The organism is Ensifer sesbaniae, assembly GCF_013283665.1.
Classification (GTDB): Bacteria; Pseudomonadota; Alphaproteobacteria; order Rhizobiales; family Rhizobiaceae; genus Ensifer; species Ensifer sesbaniae.
This window is the reverse complement of sequence record NZ_JABEKU010000001.1, coordinates 554,111-569,866: the sequence shown is the minus strand read 5'-3', so window position 1 is coordinate 569,866 and position 15,756 is coordinate 554,111. Positions and strand designations below refer to the sequence as shown.

17 protein-coding genes are annotated in these 15,756 nt (G+C 62.8%); 8 read left to right on the top strand and 9 right to left on the bottom strand.

Features of this window, described 5'->3' with window-relative positions:
• Window positions 1-40 precede the first annotated feature (40 nt).
• From olsB to BHMPCIPO_RS02730, 5 genes are all read right to left on the bottom strand, one after another.
• Window positions 41-931 carry a l-ornithine N(alpha)-acyltransferase gene (gene olsB / locus BHMPCIPO_RS02750; protein WP_173515346.1) on the bottom strand — a complete coding sequence of 297 codons (891 nt, stop codon included), beginning with the start codon at window positions 929-931 and terminating at the stop codon, window positions 41-43.
• Window positions 932-1,051: 120 nt separating this feature from the next.
• Entirely contained in the window at window positions 1,052-3,328 is a 2,277-nt protein-coding gene (locus tag BHMPCIPO_RS02745; RefSeq protein ID WP_173515345.1) for a hybrid sensor histidine kinase/response regulator, read from the bottom strand.
• Between the two features lie 55 nt (window positions 3,329-3,383).
• Window positions 3,384-3,875 carry a signal peptidase II gene (gene lspA / locus BHMPCIPO_RS02740; protein ID WP_173515344.1) on the bottom strand — a complete coding sequence of 164 codons (492 nt, stop codon included), beginning with the start codon at window positions 3,873-3,875 and terminating at the stop codon, window positions 3,384-3,386.
• A complete protein-coding gene (locus BHMPCIPO_RS02735; RefSeq protein WP_173515343.1) occupies window positions 3,872-4,732 on the bottom strand; it encodes a TrmH family RNA methyltransferase in 861 nt (286 codons plus the stop codon). The genes lspA and BHMPCIPO_RS02735 overlap by 4 nt, the downstream gene beginning before the upstream one ends.
• Entirely contained in the window at window positions 4,729-5,883 is a 1,155-nt protein-coding gene (locus tag BHMPCIPO_RS02730; protein WP_173515342.1) for a class I SAM-dependent rRNA methyltransferase, read from the bottom strand. The genes BHMPCIPO_RS02735 and BHMPCIPO_RS02730 overlap by 4 nt, the downstream gene beginning before the upstream one ends.
• Before the next feature lie 307 nt (window positions 5,884-6,190).
• Here BHMPCIPO_RS02730 and BHMPCIPO_RS02725 point away from each other — a divergent pair, with 307 nt between their 5' ends.
• A complete protein-coding gene (locus BHMPCIPO_RS02725; RefSeq protein WP_173515341.1) occupies window positions 6,191-6,652 on the top strand; it encodes an SRPBCC family protein in 462 nt (153 codons plus the stop codon).
• A gap of 33 nt (window positions 6,653-6,685) precedes the next feature.
• Here BHMPCIPO_RS02725 and BHMPCIPO_RS02720 read toward each other — a convergent pair whose 3' ends face one another.
• The 3 genes from BHMPCIPO_RS02720 to sppA all read right to left on the bottom strand — a co-directional run bounded on the left by BHMPCIPO_RS02720 (window position 6,686) and on the right by sppA (window position 8,519).
• Complete coding sequence (locus BHMPCIPO_RS02720) at window positions 6,686-7,030, bottom strand: DUF1049 domain-containing protein (RefSeq protein ID WP_173515340.1); 345 nt, start codon at window positions 7,028-7,030, stop codon at window positions 6,686-6,688.
• 97 nt (window positions 7,031-7,127) lie between these two features.
• Window positions 7,128-7,430 carry an integration host factor subunit beta gene (locus BHMPCIPO_RS02715; protein WP_025425688.1) on the bottom strand — a complete coding sequence of 101 codons (303 nt, stop codon included), beginning with the start codon at window positions 7,428-7,430 and terminating at the stop codon, window positions 7,128-7,130.
• Window positions 7,431-7,559: 129 nt separating this feature from the next.
• Window positions 7,560-8,519 carry a signal peptide peptidase SppA gene (sppA, locus tag BHMPCIPO_RS02710; RefSeq protein ID WP_173515339.1) on the bottom strand — a complete coding sequence of 320 codons (960 nt, stop codon included), beginning with the start codon at window positions 8,517-8,519 and terminating at the stop codon, window positions 7,560-7,562.
• Between the two features lie 262 nt (window positions 8,520-8,781).
• On the opposite strand from sppA, the gene lptC reads away from it, so the two are divergent.
• The 6 genes from lptC to ptsN all read left to right on the top strand — a co-directional run bounded on the left by lptC (window position 8,782) and on the right by ptsN (window position 13,975).
• Window positions 8,782-9,450 (top strand): LPS export ABC transporter periplasmic protein LptC, encoded by a 669-nt coding sequence (gene lptC / locus BHMPCIPO_RS02705; protein WP_173515338.1) that lies wholly within the window; start codon window positions 8,782-8,784, stop codon window positions 9,448-9,450.
• A 15-nt stretch (window positions 9,451-9,465) separates the two neighbouring features.
• Complete coding sequence (locus BHMPCIPO_RS02700; protein WP_173515337.1) at window positions 9,466-10,026, top strand: LptA/OstA family protein; 561 nt, start codon at window positions 9,466-9,468, stop codon at window positions 10,024-10,026.
• Between the two features lie 12 nt (window positions 10,027-10,038).
• On the top strand, window positions 10,039-10,857 hold the full coding sequence (gene lptB / locus BHMPCIPO_RS02695; RefSeq protein WP_173515336.1) for an LPS export ABC transporter ATP-binding protein: 819 nt from the start codon (window positions 10,039-10,041) through the stop codon (window positions 10,855-10,857).
• Window positions 10,858-11,001: 144 nt separating this feature from the next.
• Entirely contained in the window at window positions 11,002-12,540 is a 1,539-nt protein-coding gene (gene rpoN / locus BHMPCIPO_RS02690; protein ID WP_173515335.1) for an RNA polymerase factor sigma-54, read from the top strand.
• 225 nt (window positions 12,541-12,765) lie between these two features.
• The gene (gene hpf, locus BHMPCIPO_RS02685) at window positions 12,766-13,338 is read left to right on the top strand and encodes a ribosome hibernation-promoting factor, HPF/YfiA family (protein WP_173515334.1); all 573 of its coding nucleotides are present in this window, start codon (window positions 12,766-12,768) and stop codon (window positions 13,336-13,338) included.
• A gap of 172 nt (window positions 13,339-13,510) precedes the next feature.
• Window positions 13,511-13,975, top strand: coding sequence for a PTS IIA-like nitrogen regulatory protein PtsN (gene ptsN / locus BHMPCIPO_RS02680; RefSeq protein ID WP_173515333.1), 465 nt, complete (start codon window positions 13,511-13,513; stop codon window positions 13,973-13,975).
• A gap of 43 nt (window positions 13,976-14,018) precedes the next feature.
• Here ptsN and BHMPCIPO_RS02675 read toward each other — a convergent pair whose 3' ends face one another.
• Entirely contained in the window at window positions 14,019-14,831 is an 813-nt protein-coding gene (locus BHMPCIPO_RS02675; RefSeq protein WP_173515332.1) for a helix-turn-helix transcriptional regulator, read from the bottom strand.
• 152 nt (window positions 14,832-14,983) lie between these two features.
• On the opposite strand from BHMPCIPO_RS02675, the gene BHMPCIPO_RS02670 reads away from it, so the two are divergent.
• Window positions 14,984-15,751: an SDR family NAD(P)-dependent oxidoreductase gene (locus BHMPCIPO_RS02670; RefSeq protein ID WP_173515331.1), complete on the top strand. Its 768-nt coding sequence runs from the start codon at window positions 14,984-14,986 to the stop codon at window positions 15,749-15,751.
• Window positions 15,752-15,756 lie beyond the last annotated feature (5 nt).

The following is a 15,756-nucleotide window of genomic DNA, read 5'->3' as shown; positions in this document are numbered from 1 at the left end:
CTAGAAAGTCAAACTGGTCATTAATATTTGGTTAATCCCGTCAGGAGACGGACGTCGCGAACCGCCCGGCATCGGCGCCATAATAATTGAGATAGCGGCCGGAAATATTGCTGATCGGCAGCACGATCAAAACATCCGTCGTATGGAAGGCATGATCGACCACCGCGCCGTCGCCAACCATTGCGCCAAGGCGCATGTAGCCCTTGATCAATGGCGGCAGGGCGGCGAGAGCCTTTTTCGCATTAATCGCCTCGGCCGGCATCAGGTCCATGGTCCGATGCAGCTCCGGACGGGCGGTCACCGCCCATTCGTCACGGGCGCGAATGTTGTGATGCAGGAAGGAGAGCGCCAGCGCGTGCTCCGCCGGCACGACACCGGGGAAGGAGCCGCAGCCGAACATGGCGTCCATGCCGTATTTAAGGGCATAGGCCCAGTTTCCCTGCCAAAGCAGTTCCACCGTCCGCTTGGTGCGGTAGTCCGGCAACACGCAGGAGCGGCCGAGTTCCATGAAGCGCTTGGTCGGGTGGCGCGCAAGAAGCTGATCGATCGCAAATTCGGAAGCCGAATAGAAGCCGCCGGCCCGCTCGGCCACATCCTGGCGCAACAAGCGATAGGTGCCGACGATCTGATCCTCGGCATCGCCCTCGATCGAGGTGTCGAGAACCAGGAGGTGATCGCAGATCGCGTCCCAGCTGTCGACGTCGCGCTTGCGGCGATCGGCTTCGGCGCCAACCTGCGCCTTCATCTCCTCGACGAAAACCTTGTAGCGGACGGCCTGGGCAGCATCGATTTCCGATGCCGTGCGCGCCAGGCGCGTCTCGAGATTGGCGATCCGGCCAAGAACGTCGGTCGTCGGAACGGCGGCCTTCTTGCCGATGCAAGCCTGAGAAGTGTCTACCACGTTCGCCGAATCCAGTAGCTCGATGGCCATCCGCGTCATCCCGAATCAATTCCGTCTGCCGGGCTTAGACCACGTTTCTGCAACAACATAGTGACATGAAGACGGCGCACAACCCCCGCTCCCGGATGGATACCGTTACCACTGCCGAAGTTACCGTTTGCGCAGCAGGCGGTCGATCTCCGAAGTCAGCAGTTGCGGATCGGCGGGCTTCGACAACACGGCGTCCGCACCGGCGCCCATCAGTTTGTCGCGCGTATCGGCGCGCACATCCGACGTCAGGATGATCACGGGCAAGCGTGGCGCCGAACGCGCGGTCTCGTCGGCGCGCAGGTGCTGCAGCAGCGAAAGCCCGTCGCCACCCGGCATGTTGAGATCGGTCACCAGCAGTTCCGGAAGCGGACGCTCGCCGGGCGCATGCAGGGCCTCGGCAACGGCGCCGAAGTCGCTGACGACGCGGACCGAATGCCCGGACCGTTGGAGCACGGTGCGAACGATCAGCGCGTTGACCGGATCGTCTTCGGCCAGAAGGATTCCATTCGCCCGGTTGCGGACGGGAGCGGTCGCCGGCTCCTCCCGCAGGACGGGCCGGTTGTCATTGATCGCGTCGCGCTTCTCGATGCCCTTCAGGCGACCGAGCAGCACCTCGACCAGGGATTTTTCGCGCAGCGGCCGGATCAGCCAGGCCTCGTAGCCGTCCATCTGGTTGACGGGATGGCTGTTGCGCTCCTCCGGGTTGATCAGGTAGGTGCGCCGCACGTCCAACCGCGCGATCGCCGGCTGCAGCGAAAGCAACTGCTTGTATTGCTGGGCGTGGCGGTGGTCGACGATCACGTCGGTCAGGGCTGCGCCGCCGGCGAGCACGTCCGCAAGAACATGCTGGGCCGCGGCAAGCGTGGTCGCGCGATGGCACCGACCGCCGAGTGTGGCGATCGTCGCGGCGAGCGCCGCCGAGGCTGGACCATCCGGCGCCATCACCAGGACATGCGAGCCGGCAAGGCACGACCGGCGCTCCGGCGCCACCGGCTCGATCTCGGCAAAGGGCAGGCGAATTTCAAAGCGACTACCGCGCCCCGGCGCGCTTGCCGCCGTGAGGCTGCCGCCGCAGGCCTGCATGATCCGCCGCGAGATCGCGAGGCCGAGCCCGGTCCCCTTCGCCCGCTGCTCGTCGTTGCCGGCCTGCTCGAACTCCTCGAAGATGCGTTTCAGATCCTCCGGCGACATGCCCGGACCGGTGTCGTCGATCCGGATTCGCACGCATTCGTCGACCGTATCGGCACTGACGAAGACGCCGCCGACCTCGGTGAATTTGACCGCGTTGCCGATCACGTTGAATAGCACCTGGCGCAGACGCGCCGCGTCGAAGGCCATCTCGGCGGGCACGTCGACGGCGACCGTCGCGCCGATCTCGATGCCTTTCTCATGCGCGCGGTTGGAGAGCATCTCCACCACGCTCTCGACGACGCCGCGCGGATCCTGCCGGGTCGGGCGAAACTGGAACCGGCCGGCCGAAAGCGACGAGAAATCGATCAGGTCCTCGACGAGCTGGACCAGCGCATGGCCGGACTGCTGCATGCCGGCGAGGTAGTTCTTCTGCTCGCTCGACAGCCGGGTCTGGCCGAGCAGATGGCTCATGCCGAGGATGCCGGAAAGCGGCGTGCGGATCTCATGGCTGACGGTGGCAAGCAGCCTCGACTTCGCCTTGCTCGCCTCCTCCGCCCGCCGGCGCGCCGCTTCGCGTTCGCGCGCCGCCTTCGCCTCCTCGGTGACGTCTCGGGCGATGCTGTGGCGCATGAGCTTGCCGCTGGCCGGATCGCGGGCGATCACGTCGTGCCAGTCGTAAAGACGCACGCCATCCGATACCGCAATCCGCACAAGGTAGTGATTGGGCGCGATCTTCGGCTCGAAGCTCAGGCCAAGCGTCGCGCAATCGAGGCCGCGGACATCGGAGCGGCCGCAGATCTGATGGAAGACTGCATTGGCATGAACGATCTTTCCGTCCATGCCGCGCATGATCGCGAGGTCACCCAATGCATCATGAATGGTCGAGAGCAATGCGGACGTTTCGGAGCGGTGCCAATCGCCATCCCTGTCCGCTTCGTCGCGTGCCTGCCTGCCATCGAGAGACCGTATGGCTTCGACGACGAGCAGGAGCACGCCGACCGAGCCTGCCGCCGCAACCACCGCGGAGAACAGGTAGAAGCCGGCACTCATGCCGATGACGAGAATGAGCCCGGAAGCGATCAGGCCGAGCAAGGCCAGCGAGGCCTGACCGACCGCATGGCGCTTGCCGTCGACGGGCGCTTCCTGCCCGGGGACCGGAGGCGGCATCTCGACCGGGAGCGGAGCCACCGGCGGCACATCACCCGTCCGGCTTCCTGTGCGGAAGCCGGATTCGATCCGCTCCAGCAATCGTGACGGTTCGCTCATGCGATCCGGCTAACACGACAAGCGTTCCGAATGGCTTCAATGCACCGGTAAAATCTTAACGATCGGCCTTTTTCGCGTGCAACAGCTCGTCAAGGATGATGGCGCCGGCACCGATGGTGATGAAAGTATCGGCCAGATTGAAGACGGCGAAGGACCAGGTCTCCGTATAGAAGAGGATGTAGTCGATCACGTAGCCGAAGATCAGCCGGTCGACGAGGTTTCCGAGCGCACCGGCGATGATCAGCGCGTAGCCGAAATGCGCGAAGAACCGGTCCTTCGGCGTGCGCTTCCAGAGCCAGAGCACGAAGGCGACGACGGCAAGCCGCATGCCGACGATGAACCAGCCCTCCATGCCCGACAGCATCGAGAAGGCAACGCCGTAATTATAGGTGCGGTAGAGCGCCAGCATCGGCACGACGCGGACCGCCTGGTTGAAGGGCAGATAGAGCTCGACCAGATACTTGATCACCTGGTCGGTGATGAGTGCGAGAAGGATGAAGACCGCGATCGGCAGCGGCCGGGAAAACAGCACCTGCTTCTCGCTCATGCGCGCGCGTCCAATGTCAGCAGATGACGGCGTGCCTCGAACAGCATGATGCCGGTGGCGATCGCGAGGTTCAGCGAATCGGCGCGCCCGGCCTGCGGGATGCGTGCAAGCGCACCGGCCTCACGGGCAAGCTCTTCCGGCAGACCCGCCTGTTCGTTGCCCATCAGGATCACCACGGGCTTCGACTTGTAATCGATGGTGCGGTAGTCGACGGCACCGGCAAGATGGGTCGCAACCACCTTCGCACCGGCGGATTTCTGCCAGCGGATGAAATCTTCGGCGCTCGCGCGTGCCACCGGCATCGCGAAGACCGAGCCCATGGTGGCGCGTACGGTTTCGAGCGAAAACGGATCGGTGGTCTCGCCGACGAGTATGATGCCGGAGGCGCCGGCTGCATCGGCGGTGCGGATGATGGTGCCGAGGTTGCCGGGGTCGCGGACCCGATCGAGCGCCACATAGGTTTCGCCCAGTTGCGGCTTCAGATCCTTCAGCGACTGATAGCGCTGCTCGAAGATGCCGACGACCATCTGCGGGTTGTCGCGCCGGGTGATCGTCGAGAGCACCTTCTCGCTGACTTCGAGCACGAGGCCGCCCTTGGCGAAGGTCTTCGCTGCCACCTGTTCGACATGCGGCTTGCCCTTGGCAGCCTTGCCATAGATCAGCGTCTTGATCTTCCAGCCGAGATCGAGCGCGTCGATCACCAGCTTCAGGCCCTCGGCCATGAAGGAACGCGTTTCGTCGCGGTGCTTCTTCTGCGCCAGCGCACGGATGTCCTTGATGATCGGGTTGGTGAGGCTCGTGACCTCCTTCACCTGACCGACACGACCGGTGCCGTGTTCGCTTCTGTCATTGCTCATTGCGGTACCCAGCGGCTGAAGAGAGAGGTCGAAAGCGCCCTGCCCGGCTCGCGGCCGTCAAGTCCGCCCTCGCGGATGATGAGCTCGCCCGATTCCACCCGGCCGCCGCGGCCGCGCATCGTCTCGCGCATCAGTTCATGGATCGAATAGAAGCTCGCCCGGATCGAATAGGCGGTCAGCACCAGGCCGCGCGCTTCCGGCGAGAGGATCTCGCGGCAGATGTCGAGCATTGCCGCCAGGTGATCGAAGAGCTGCCAGACTTCGCCATTCGGACCCCGGCCGAACTTCGGCGGGTCGGTGAGGATGATGTCGTAACGGCTGCCGCGGCGCTCTTCCCGCTGGATGAACTTCATTGCGTCGTCGCAGATCCAGCGGATCGGCAGCTTTTCGGCGCGCGCCAGTTGCTGGTTCTCGCGCGCCCAGCCGATCGCCTTCTTCGAAGCGTCGACATGGGTGACCTCGGCCCCGGCCTTGGCGGCGATCAGTGAGGCGACCCCGGTATAGCCGAAGAGGTTCAGGACCTTGAGCGGGCGCCCGGCAGCTTCCACTTGGTCCTTGACCCAGCTCCAGTGCGCCAATTGTTCCGGAAAGACGCCGACATGACGGAACGAGGTAAAGCGGCCGTGGAAATCGGTTCCGAGCAGCTGCATCGGCCAGGTTTCGCCGAGCACGGCACCCGGAAAGCGCCAGCGGCCCATGCCGTCCTCATCAGTGTCGCCGGTGAAAATCGCGTCGGCCTTCTCCCAGATGTGATCGGGCAGGCTGCGCGGCCAGAGCGCCTGCGCCTCCGGGCGCACGATGCGATAGGGGCCGTATTGCTCGAGCTTCTCGCCGGCGCCGCTGTCGATCAGATGGTAACCCGAAGCGCCTGATGTCTCCAGGATGAGCGGCACGCGCTCGGCCGGCTTTTCGCCGGTTCGCCGGGCGATCACCCGCGCCGGTGCTTCCTGCGCGGGAGCCTGCCGGACGGGCTTGTCGCGCGTCTCCGCACCCGGCGCGGTCGCTGGCCGCGGCGGCCGTTCCTTGAAGCCGCTGCCCTTCGGCGGAACCGGACGCTTCTGATCATGACGGCCGCCGCCACGCGCCTCGGCGCCACGGCCCTTGGCCGTCGTCACGGAGGCATTCTTCGACCGCCGGTCCTTTTCCTTCACGCTGAAATCCCTGGGCTTGTTAGAACATGTGCCGCCTGCCCTCCGCAACATCGAGCGCGGACGGGCAGGCGTCATGAGGTTTGTTGCCGCAGCCTGAAGCCACGGCATCCATTAAACGTGCAAATAGCATCGCTGATGCACTTGGCAAAGTCGTTTCCGTTTTGCGAAGATCAGCACGGGAGAACCCGCCGCGAATTTCCTTGGGTCGGAACCGGCTTGGGGACAAGATTCTGGCAGCAGGCCTAATATGTGACAGCGACCTTGGCGCGTCGAGGCCGACGCGCGGCGTGCAATGGGAGGAAAGCGCATGGACATGACCTGCGAAGAACGGATTTCGGCTGGGCGCGACGCAGTGTGGCGCAGCCTCAACGATCCGGAAATCCTGAAACGGTGCATCCCCGGCTGTCAGTCGCTGGAGATGACTTCGCCGACCGAACTTGCAGCGGTCGTGAAGATCAAGATCGGCCCCGTCTCGGCTTCCTTCACCGGCAACGTCGTGCTCTCCAATCTCAACCCGCCGGAAAGCTATACGATCTCGGGCGAAGGAAAGGGCGGCATCGCCGGTTTCGCCAAGGGCGGCGCCGATGTCACCTTGACTGAGGATGGCGCCGAAACGGTGCTGCGCTACGACGTCAAGGCGGAGGTCGGCGGCAAGCTCGCCCAGCTCGGCTCGCGCCTCATCGATTCGACCGCAAAGAAGCTGGCGCAGCAGTTCTTCACCAACTTCTGCGCGGCCGTTGGCGGCGAGCAGGCGGAAGCGGCGAGCTGAACGACCGCCACTTCACAGCATCAACACAAACGCTCAATTCTGAGGGGCGGCCAAGGTCACCTGGGTGGCGAGCTTTTCGGCCTGGCTGCGATGCTTCTCGGCTTCGCGGTGCCATTTCACCGCCTCGTTCGCCTCGGTGCGTGCGCGGCGGCGATACTTGCCCTGACTGAACCAGGTAGCCGCCGCACCGAGGATTACGCCGACGATGACGGCGAGAAACAGGAAGACGAAGAAGGGTGCGCTGACCGACAGCACGCTGTCTTCCGGGCGGAAAGGGTTCAGCGCCAGCGTCACGCTCTGGCGGTTGGCGACACTGAGAACGATCAGGATCACGCCAACCGGGATGAGAACAACGATATTGATCAGTTTCTTGAACATTCAATCGCTCCAGCTTGCGGGCAGCCGCACGGTTTCCGGTGGCCACATGGGACAACGGGCGTCAATTGCGCCGGACCGCTGAGACCGAGAAAGACGATCAGTCTTCGTCGTCGCCATTCATCCCGGGATTAAGGCGCTCACGCAATTCCTTGCCGGTCTTGAAGAACGGCACCCACTTTTCCTCGACGAAAACGGAATCGCCGGTGCGCGGATTGCGCCCGGAGCGCGACGGACGGTTTTTGACGGAGAAAGCACCGAAGCCGCGCAGTTCCACCCGATTGCCTGCCGCGAGCGCGTCTGTGATCTCATCGAGAACCGCATTGACGATGTTTTCGACATCGCGGTGATAGAGATGCGGATTGCGAGCTGCAACAATCTGCACCAGTTCTGACTTGATCACTGTCGCCCCCTCAAATTCTTGTTTGTTTTGCTTTTTCGGTCTGCATTGTGATTGCCGCAAGGGTCTGGCCGACGCTTACGAAAACGCCAGCATCTCCTGACGGCTCAGGCTGGGTATATGTCGCCTTCCTCATTGGCCATCAACCTGCCAAACCGAAACAAGACCGTCAAGAAACAACTTGTCGCCCGCAATTTTTTCGAGGCCGCTCATTGCCGGAAAAGCGTCATATCCCAACATCTTGATCCAATTCGCGGCCACCGCGCCGAGGCCAAAAGGCAGGGTCTTGCGCGGTGCCTCCCAATCGACGATCGGCAGGTCCTTCGATACCTTTTTCTCCGTGAGGAAGGCGCGGATTTCGTCCTCGCCGCCGAGCGTGTCGACGAGCTTCGCCTTCAGCGCCTGGCGCCCGGTGAAAATGCGGCCGTCGGCAAGCAGCAGCGCCTCGGGACGCGGCAGCTTGCGGCGCTCGGCGACCAGGTCGACGAACCAGGCATAGCTGTCGTCGATCATTCCCTGGATCATCGATTTGGCCTCGTCGCTTGCCGGATGGAATGGCGACGGCTCCGCCTTCAGCGGCCGCGACTTGATCGATTCCAGCGATACGCCGAGCTTGTCCATCAGGTCCTTGATCTGCGGATACTGGAAAATGACGCCGATGGAGCCGGTGATCGAGCTTTCGCCGGCGACGATCGTGTCGCCCGCGAGCGCGATCATGTAACCCGCGGAAGCGGCGAGCGTGCGGACGTTGGAAACGACGGGCTTCTTGGCGGCAACCTTGCGGATCGCCTTATAAAGAACCTCGCCGCCGTAGGTGGTGCCGCCCGGGGACGAAATGGTCACGACCAGCGCCTTGACGCTGTCGTTGTCGGCAATCCTCTGGAGCCGCTCGAGGAGCTCCCGGTCGTCCTGGATCAAGCCGCTGATGCTGACACGCGCCACGTGCTGGCGGGTGCGGCTGACGTCGTCCGCAGCGCCGGACCAGGCGAAGATGGCGAGCGCCGCCAAGAGAAGCAGGCCTGCCACCACCCAGCGCCAGAAACTCAATTTCCGACGCAGGCTGCGGCGATCGGCGATGGCGAGTTCGTCCATGTGGGTTTCTCCCGAATTGTTGGCGCAGCTTCTGTCAGTTTCCGCGGGAACGTGCTATCTGCGCGCGCAGAGGCATATTCCATAAACGCGCTTGGCCACGGTTGAAAGCCGCGGCTGGCGTTTTCGTGCTTCACCCGAGTTTTTTTGCAGCGCCATTGTGCAGCAGCAAAAAATATCCATATTTGCGACGACTTACACCAGTGTATGTATATGACCCTTCGTGGGTCAGCGACAAAAAGCAGTAGAACCGACAGGCCCTTTCATGTTGAACCACGCGCCAGCCCCGGGCATTTATGCCGATACGGGCGAGAGCTCCGCCGACGCCTATGCGCTCGCCGCGAGGCACTCCGTGCGCGTCCGGCGGCTGAAGGTCATCCTGCCCGTGGCCGCCGGCATCATTGCCGTGATCTTTGCCGCCGTTTCCTTCGTCAGAGCCTTCATGCCCGTTGATCTGCAACTCGAAACGGCAACGATCGAGGACGGCAAGATCGTCATGCAGAATCCGGCCATCTCCGGCCGAAACAAGCAGGGCATCAGCTATTCGATGAAGGCCCAGCGGGCGCTCCAGGATATCGCCAATCCGGATATCATCACCCTTCAGACGATCCATGCGGAAATGCCGATGAAGGATTCGTTGGTCGCGACGGTAGACGCCACCAACGGCATCTATGACCGTGGCGCCAATACGCTCGACATGAACGCCCCGTTCACCATTTCCGTCAATAATGGCATGAACGCCGACTTCCAGTCGGCCTATCTGGACATCAATGCCGGCGAAATGGAAACGAAGCGGCCCGTTGCGATCAGCATGAAGGGCGGTTCGATCATTGCGCAGACGCTGCGAATGACGGATAAGGGACGTATTGTAATATTTGAGGGCATGGTGAGGGTGAACGTTGAGCCCACCGCCATCCGCAAGAACGCGAAATAGGATCCGGTGCACTCCATGTCGGCCACAACCGCCTCTTTTTTCAGGATTTCCGCCAGTCTGGCGATTGCCGGCGTCGGCGCTTTGATCATTGCCTCCGGCGCTTCGGCGCAGGCCACGTCCAGCAAGATGAAGGGCCTTGAACTCTCCAACGACAAGCCGATCCAGATCGAAAGCGACAAGCTCGAGATCAAGGATCCGGAGAGCAAGGCGATCTTTACCGGAAACGTCAAGGTCGTGCAGGGTACGACGACGCTTCAGGCCGGCAACATGGTGGTCTTCTACAAGTCCGGCGGCGGCTCGGTTTCGAGCGGCGACGCGGACATCGACCGCATCGAGGTCAGCGAAAAGGTCTTCCTGAGCTCGGGCACGCAGCAGGCGACGGCAGACACCGGTTCCTTCGACATGACGAAGCAGGTCTTCGTGCTCAAGGGCGACAAGGTCGTGTTGTCGGAAGGCAAGAACGTCTTCGTCGGCTGCCAACTCAATGTTCAGATGAAAACCGGAGAGGCTCAACTCGAAGCCTGTGGCGGCCGCGTGCAGATCCAGCTCGACCCGAAGTCCCGCAAGCAAAACTGACGTAGACCGCTCGTGCACTTTCCCTTCCTTCACAAGCGCAAACGGGTCCGCAAGCCGTCGGCGACAGTCGCGGTCGTTACCGGACACGCGGTCGACAAGGCGCGTTACGACGGCACGCTGATCGCGCGCGGCCTGACGAAGGCCTATCGCGAGCGCCGGGTCGTCAACGGCGTTTCACTGGTGGTGCGCCGCGGTGAAGCCGTGGGCCTGCTTGGACCAAACGGCGCCGGCAAGACCACCTGCTTCTACATGATCACCGGCCTCGTGCCGGTCGACGAAGGCTCGATCGAGATCAACGGCAACGACGTCACGACCATGCCGATGTACCGCCGCGCGCGTCTTGGCGTCGGCTACCTGCCGCAGGAAGCGTCGATCTTTCGCGGACTGACGGTCGAGGAAAACATCCGCGCCGTGCTCGAGGTCCATGACAAGAATTTGGAGCGCCGCGAAAGCAAACTCAACGATCTGCTCGGCGAGTTCAACATCAGCCACCTGCGCAAGTCCCCGGCGATTGCGCTCTCGGGTGGCGAGCGGCGGCGCCTCGAAATCGCCCGCGCACTTGCGACCGATCCGACCTTCATGCTGCTGGACGAACCGTTCGCCGGCGTCGATCCGATTTCGGTCGCCGATATCCAGGCGCTCGTCCGTCACCTCACCTCGCGCGGCATCGGCGTACTCATCACCGACCACAATGTCCGCGAGACGCTCGGCCTCATCGACCGCGCCTACATCATCCATGCCGGCGAAGTACTGACCCATGGTCGCGCCAACGACATCGTCACCAATCCTGACGTGCGCCGGCTCTATCTCGGCGACAATTTCAGCCTTTGAGGGCGCTTCGCGGGCGATTCCGCCCGCGACAACGCTTGACCAAACCTTCTTGATAAGCAATTTTTGGGCCAATTGATAAGGGTCCGTCCGGTTATCGGAGAAGCATTGCGGCCCCAGGAGATTTCTCGGGAGTTTCGCGTCAGCATGGCACTGTCCGCCAACCTTCATCTGCGCCAGTCCCAGTCCCTGGTGATGACGCCACAGCTCATGCAGTCGATCCAGCTGCTGCAGATGACGCATCTCGAGCTCAATCAGTTCATCGCCCAGGAGGTCGAAAAGAACCCGCTGCTCGAATTTCAGGCAAATGACGATCTGCCGGTCACGCCGGAGCGCGGCGAGAACACGGCAGGCGACGAACCTCCCGGTGACGATTTCGGCGCACAGGCAGACCTTTACGACAGTGCGACGTCGCCCAACGGCGAACGGCTCGGCGAACAGCTCGACGCCGATTTCGCCAATGTCTATCAGGACGACACGGCGCCGCAGCGTGCGGACGCGCCGGAACTGCTCGGCCAGTGGAAGTCGATGCCCGGTGGTAGCGAGGGCGAAGACTACGACCTCGACGATTTCGTTGCCGGCCGCAAGAGCCTGCGCGAGACGCTCACCGAACAATTGCCCTTCGCGCTGCCGGCCCCCTCGGATCGGCTGATCGCGCAGCACCTCATCGACCAGCTCGACGAGGCCGGCTATCTCCAGGCGGACCTTGAAGAAGTTGCCGAACGGCTGGGTGCCGCCCATGCCGACGTCGTGAGGGTATTGCTGACGCTGCAGCAGTTCGATCCGCCCGGCGTCTTCGCGCGCTCGCTCGGCGAATGCCTCGCGATCCAGTTGCGCGCCCGCGACCGCCTCGATCCGGCGATGGAGGCACTGCTCGCCAATCTCGAACTGCTGGCGCGGCGCGATTTCGCAACGCTCAAGAAGATCTGCGGCGTCGACGAGGAGGACTTGATCGACATGCTGGCGGAAATCCGCAAGCTCGACCCGAAACCCGGGACCAGCTTCGAGACCAGCGTCAGCGAGGCGATCGTGCCGGATATCGTCGTGCGGGCCGCGCCCGATGGCACATGGATGGTCGAGCTCAATCCGGACGCCCTGCCGCGCGTGCTGGTCAACCAGGACTATTTCGCTGCGGTCTCGCGCGGCACACAGAAGAACAGCGCCGACCAGGCCTTCCTGAACGAGTGCCTGCAGAACGCGAATTGGCTGACCCGCAGCCTCGACCAGCGTGTCCGGACGATCATGAAGGTTGCCACCGAGATCGTTCGCCAGCAGGACGCGTTCCTGGCCAACGGCATCGGCCATTTGAGACCGCTGAACCTCAAGACGGTCGCCGATGCGATCAAGATGCATGAATCGACCGTCAGCCGGGTGACCTCCAACAAATACATGCTGACGCCACGGGGGCTTTTCGAGCTCAAGTATTTCTTCACCGTCTCTATCGGCTCGGCCGAAGGCGGCGATAGCCATTCGGCGGAATCCGTGCGCCACCGGATCCGCACGATGATCCAGGAGGAGAGCGCCGAAGCGGTGCTTTCCGACGACGATATCGTCGACAGCCTGAAGAAGGCCGGCATCGACATTGCCCGCCGCACGGTCGCCAAATACCGCGAGGCGATGAGCATCCCCTCCTCCGTGCAGCGGCGACGGGAAAAGCGGGCGCTGGCCAAGGCCTCCGGCTTCTGAGCACCGGAAGTTAAGCCGCATTAACTTTTTTGCGACCTCCAATTGACTCTCCCCGACACAGGCGATATGAGCCCGCCGCAATCGCCGGGGACATGCTCGCCCCGGAAGCGAACCGGTACGACCGGTGGCTGCGACAGAGGCGCGCCCGCAAGTCTGAAAGGCTTGGATGACGGGACCGCTTGGAATAGACTGGCTGCGCAAATCACGAACGAGAGAGGAAACTCCATGAGTGTGCGTGTATCCGGTAAACAGATGGAAATCGGCGATTCGTTCCGTGCCCGCATCGGCGAGCAGATCGAGCAGGCCGTTACCAAATATTTCGACGGAGGATATTCAAGCCAGGTCACTGTGGAAAAATCCGGGTCGCGCTTCAGCGCCGACTGCAAGCTTCATCTCGATACGGGCGTGGTTATGCAGGCGAACGGTCAGGCGAACGACCCCCAGGCTGCCTTTGACGCCGCATCGGATCGCATCGAAAAGCGCCTGCGTCGCTACAAGCGGAAGCTGAAGGATCACCATAACGGCAACGGACAGAACGCTGCCGAGGTAACCTACACAGTGATGGATTCGGTGCCCTTCGAGGACGACGAAGTCCCCGAGGATTATGCGCCGACGATCGTCGCCGAAAGCACGAAACAGTTGAGGACGATGTCTGTCGCCAGTGCCGTGATGGCGCTCGACATGACGGACGAACCCGTCCTGATGTTCCGCAGTCCCGGCAAGGACGATCTGAATATCGTCTACAGACGCAACGATGGAAATATTGGCTGGATCGACGCTGCCAATATCAAAGCATGAGCGGATAGGGGAGCGCCGGCACGCTGGCGCTTCCCACGCCCATAATCAGCGGGCAGGCCGGGAAATGTGACTTTTCTGTGCATGGAACCCGCCACGATAAAGATGGTTAGAGCCATTGCGACGCATTTGTGATGATGTTGTCCGGCTCTAACCGGCGAACGAGGACAAAAGAATGGCATTGGCAGGTCTACTGCATCAAAATGCGATCATCCCGGCCATGAGGGCCAACTCGAAAAAGCAGCTCCTCCAGGAATTGGCGGCAAAAGCATCTAAGCTCACCGGGCTTCCCGAGCGTGAAATCTTCGACGTGATCCTGCAGCGGGAGCGCCTCGGCTCCACCGGCGTCGGCAACGGCATCGCCATCCCGCACGGCAAGCTCAACAATCTTCCCTCGATCATCGGCATCTTCGCGCGACTGGAAACACCTGTCGATTTCGAAGCGCTCGACGACCAGCCCGTCGATCTCGTCTTCCTGCTGCTCGCTCCGGAAGGTGCCGGCGCCGATCACCTCAAGGCGCTGTCGCGCATCGCCCGCGTCCTGCGCGATCAGGACATGGTCGCCAAGATCCGCTCGAGCGATTCCGCCAGTGCGATCTACACGTTGCTCAACGACGACGCGACCTCGCACGCCGCCTGAAGACAGCGAACGGCGCGCGTCCGCCGGACGCGCATTGCCTGCCTCAGTAAAGCTGACGACCGTTCAAATGATCTATGAAAATCCGGAACAAGGCGCCTTGGCTCGATATCCCAAGCCGGCGATAGATGTTCTTGCGATGGATCCGGACCGTTCCTTCGGCAATGTCCATCACCTTGCCGATCGAAAGGTTGCTGTGTCCCCTGAGGATGAGGCGCACAATGTTGCGCTGCTGCTTCGTCAGCCGGTCTGAACAAAGGCTCTCGAATGCCGCTTCCATCGCGTCATCGCCCTCTTCCGATGGCGGCGGCGCAAAGGATTGCCCCTGCTGGCGCCAGTTCGAACGAACCGCCTCGCGCACGATCGGCTCATAGACCCGCAGACGCCCGAGTTCGGCCTCGCTGAAAGGCTCGCCGCCGCGGCCGCGCATCAGCGAGTAGGTCGCCTGCAGGCCACCGTCGAGCGGAATGACGAAGCCGACTTCCTCCACCAGAACGCCCGATTCCATCGACACACAGGGATGCACCTCGGCGGACGACGAGAAATCGGACTGGAAGAACCGGTCCGGTGCCAGTTCGCGCATGCGCCAGAGGCCGGCCGGTTGGCCGGCGCAACAGGCGACATAGAAGGGGTCGAGCAGATAGGCGCCGCCGAGATAGGCGGAAAGCGCGCTCGCCGACACTTTCGCCGTGTAGCCGTCGTGGAGCACGATCGGCCTTGCGTCATAGGGATAGGCAAAGGCGACGGAGAGATCGAAGCTGGCGACCGATCGCAGCATCCGGTCGAGCGCCTGGCCGAAATCCTGCGTGCCGATCAGACCGATCATCGCCGATATATCGGCGGACTCCCTTGCCAGCATTCCGGTTTCATCCCCCAATCCTCGTATCCCGCATGGGATATCGACAGGTCCTGCTTCGTCAACAATAATTCCCGTCAAGAGAGGGCAACAGGTCGTCGTAGAACGGGCCGCCATTGGCGATTGCCGCGAGCGACGCCGATGAGGAGGGCGCAATGGCAGGCAGGCTTTCAGGCAAGGTGGCACTGATCAGCGGCGGCGCGGGCGGTTGTGGCCTGGCGGCATCAGAGCTTTTCGCGCGCGAAGGCGCCAAGGTCGGCATCGTCGACCTGCCGCGCAGCAAGGGCGAAGAGGTCGCGGCGTCGATCCGCGCCAATGGCGGCGAGGCGATCTTCGCACCCGCCGATGTCTCGGAATCTGCAGAGGTGACTTCGGCCGTCAAGGCGGTCGAGGCAGCGTTCGGCGCCATTACCGTTCTCTTCAACCACGCCGGGATCCTCGCCGTCGGCCCCTTCCTCGAGGTCGAGGAAGATGAATGGGACCGGCTGATGGCGGTCAACGTGCGCAGCATGTTCCTGATGACCAAGGCGGTCCTACCCGGCATGCTTTCCGCCGGCGGCGGCAGCATCGTCTGCACCTCGTCGATCTCGGCCGTGGCCGCAACGCCGATGGAGGTACTCTACGACACGACCAAGGGCGCCTGCCACATGTTCGCCCGCGCCATCGCCGTCGAGTTCCGCGACCGCGGCATCCGCTGTAACGCCGTCTGCCCGGGCTTCATCGCCACCGACCATGGCAAGCGCGAGCTGGTCGGCCTCAGCAAATACGGGGTCGACGTTTCGGAGGCCGCGATCGCCGCGCAGCAGGGCCGCATGTGCGACCCGAAAGAAGTGGCGAACGCGGCGCTGTTCCTGGCGAGCGACGAGGCGAGCTTCATCAACGGCACGCATCTGTTCGTCGACAATTGCTTCACCGCGGTTTGAGGGAG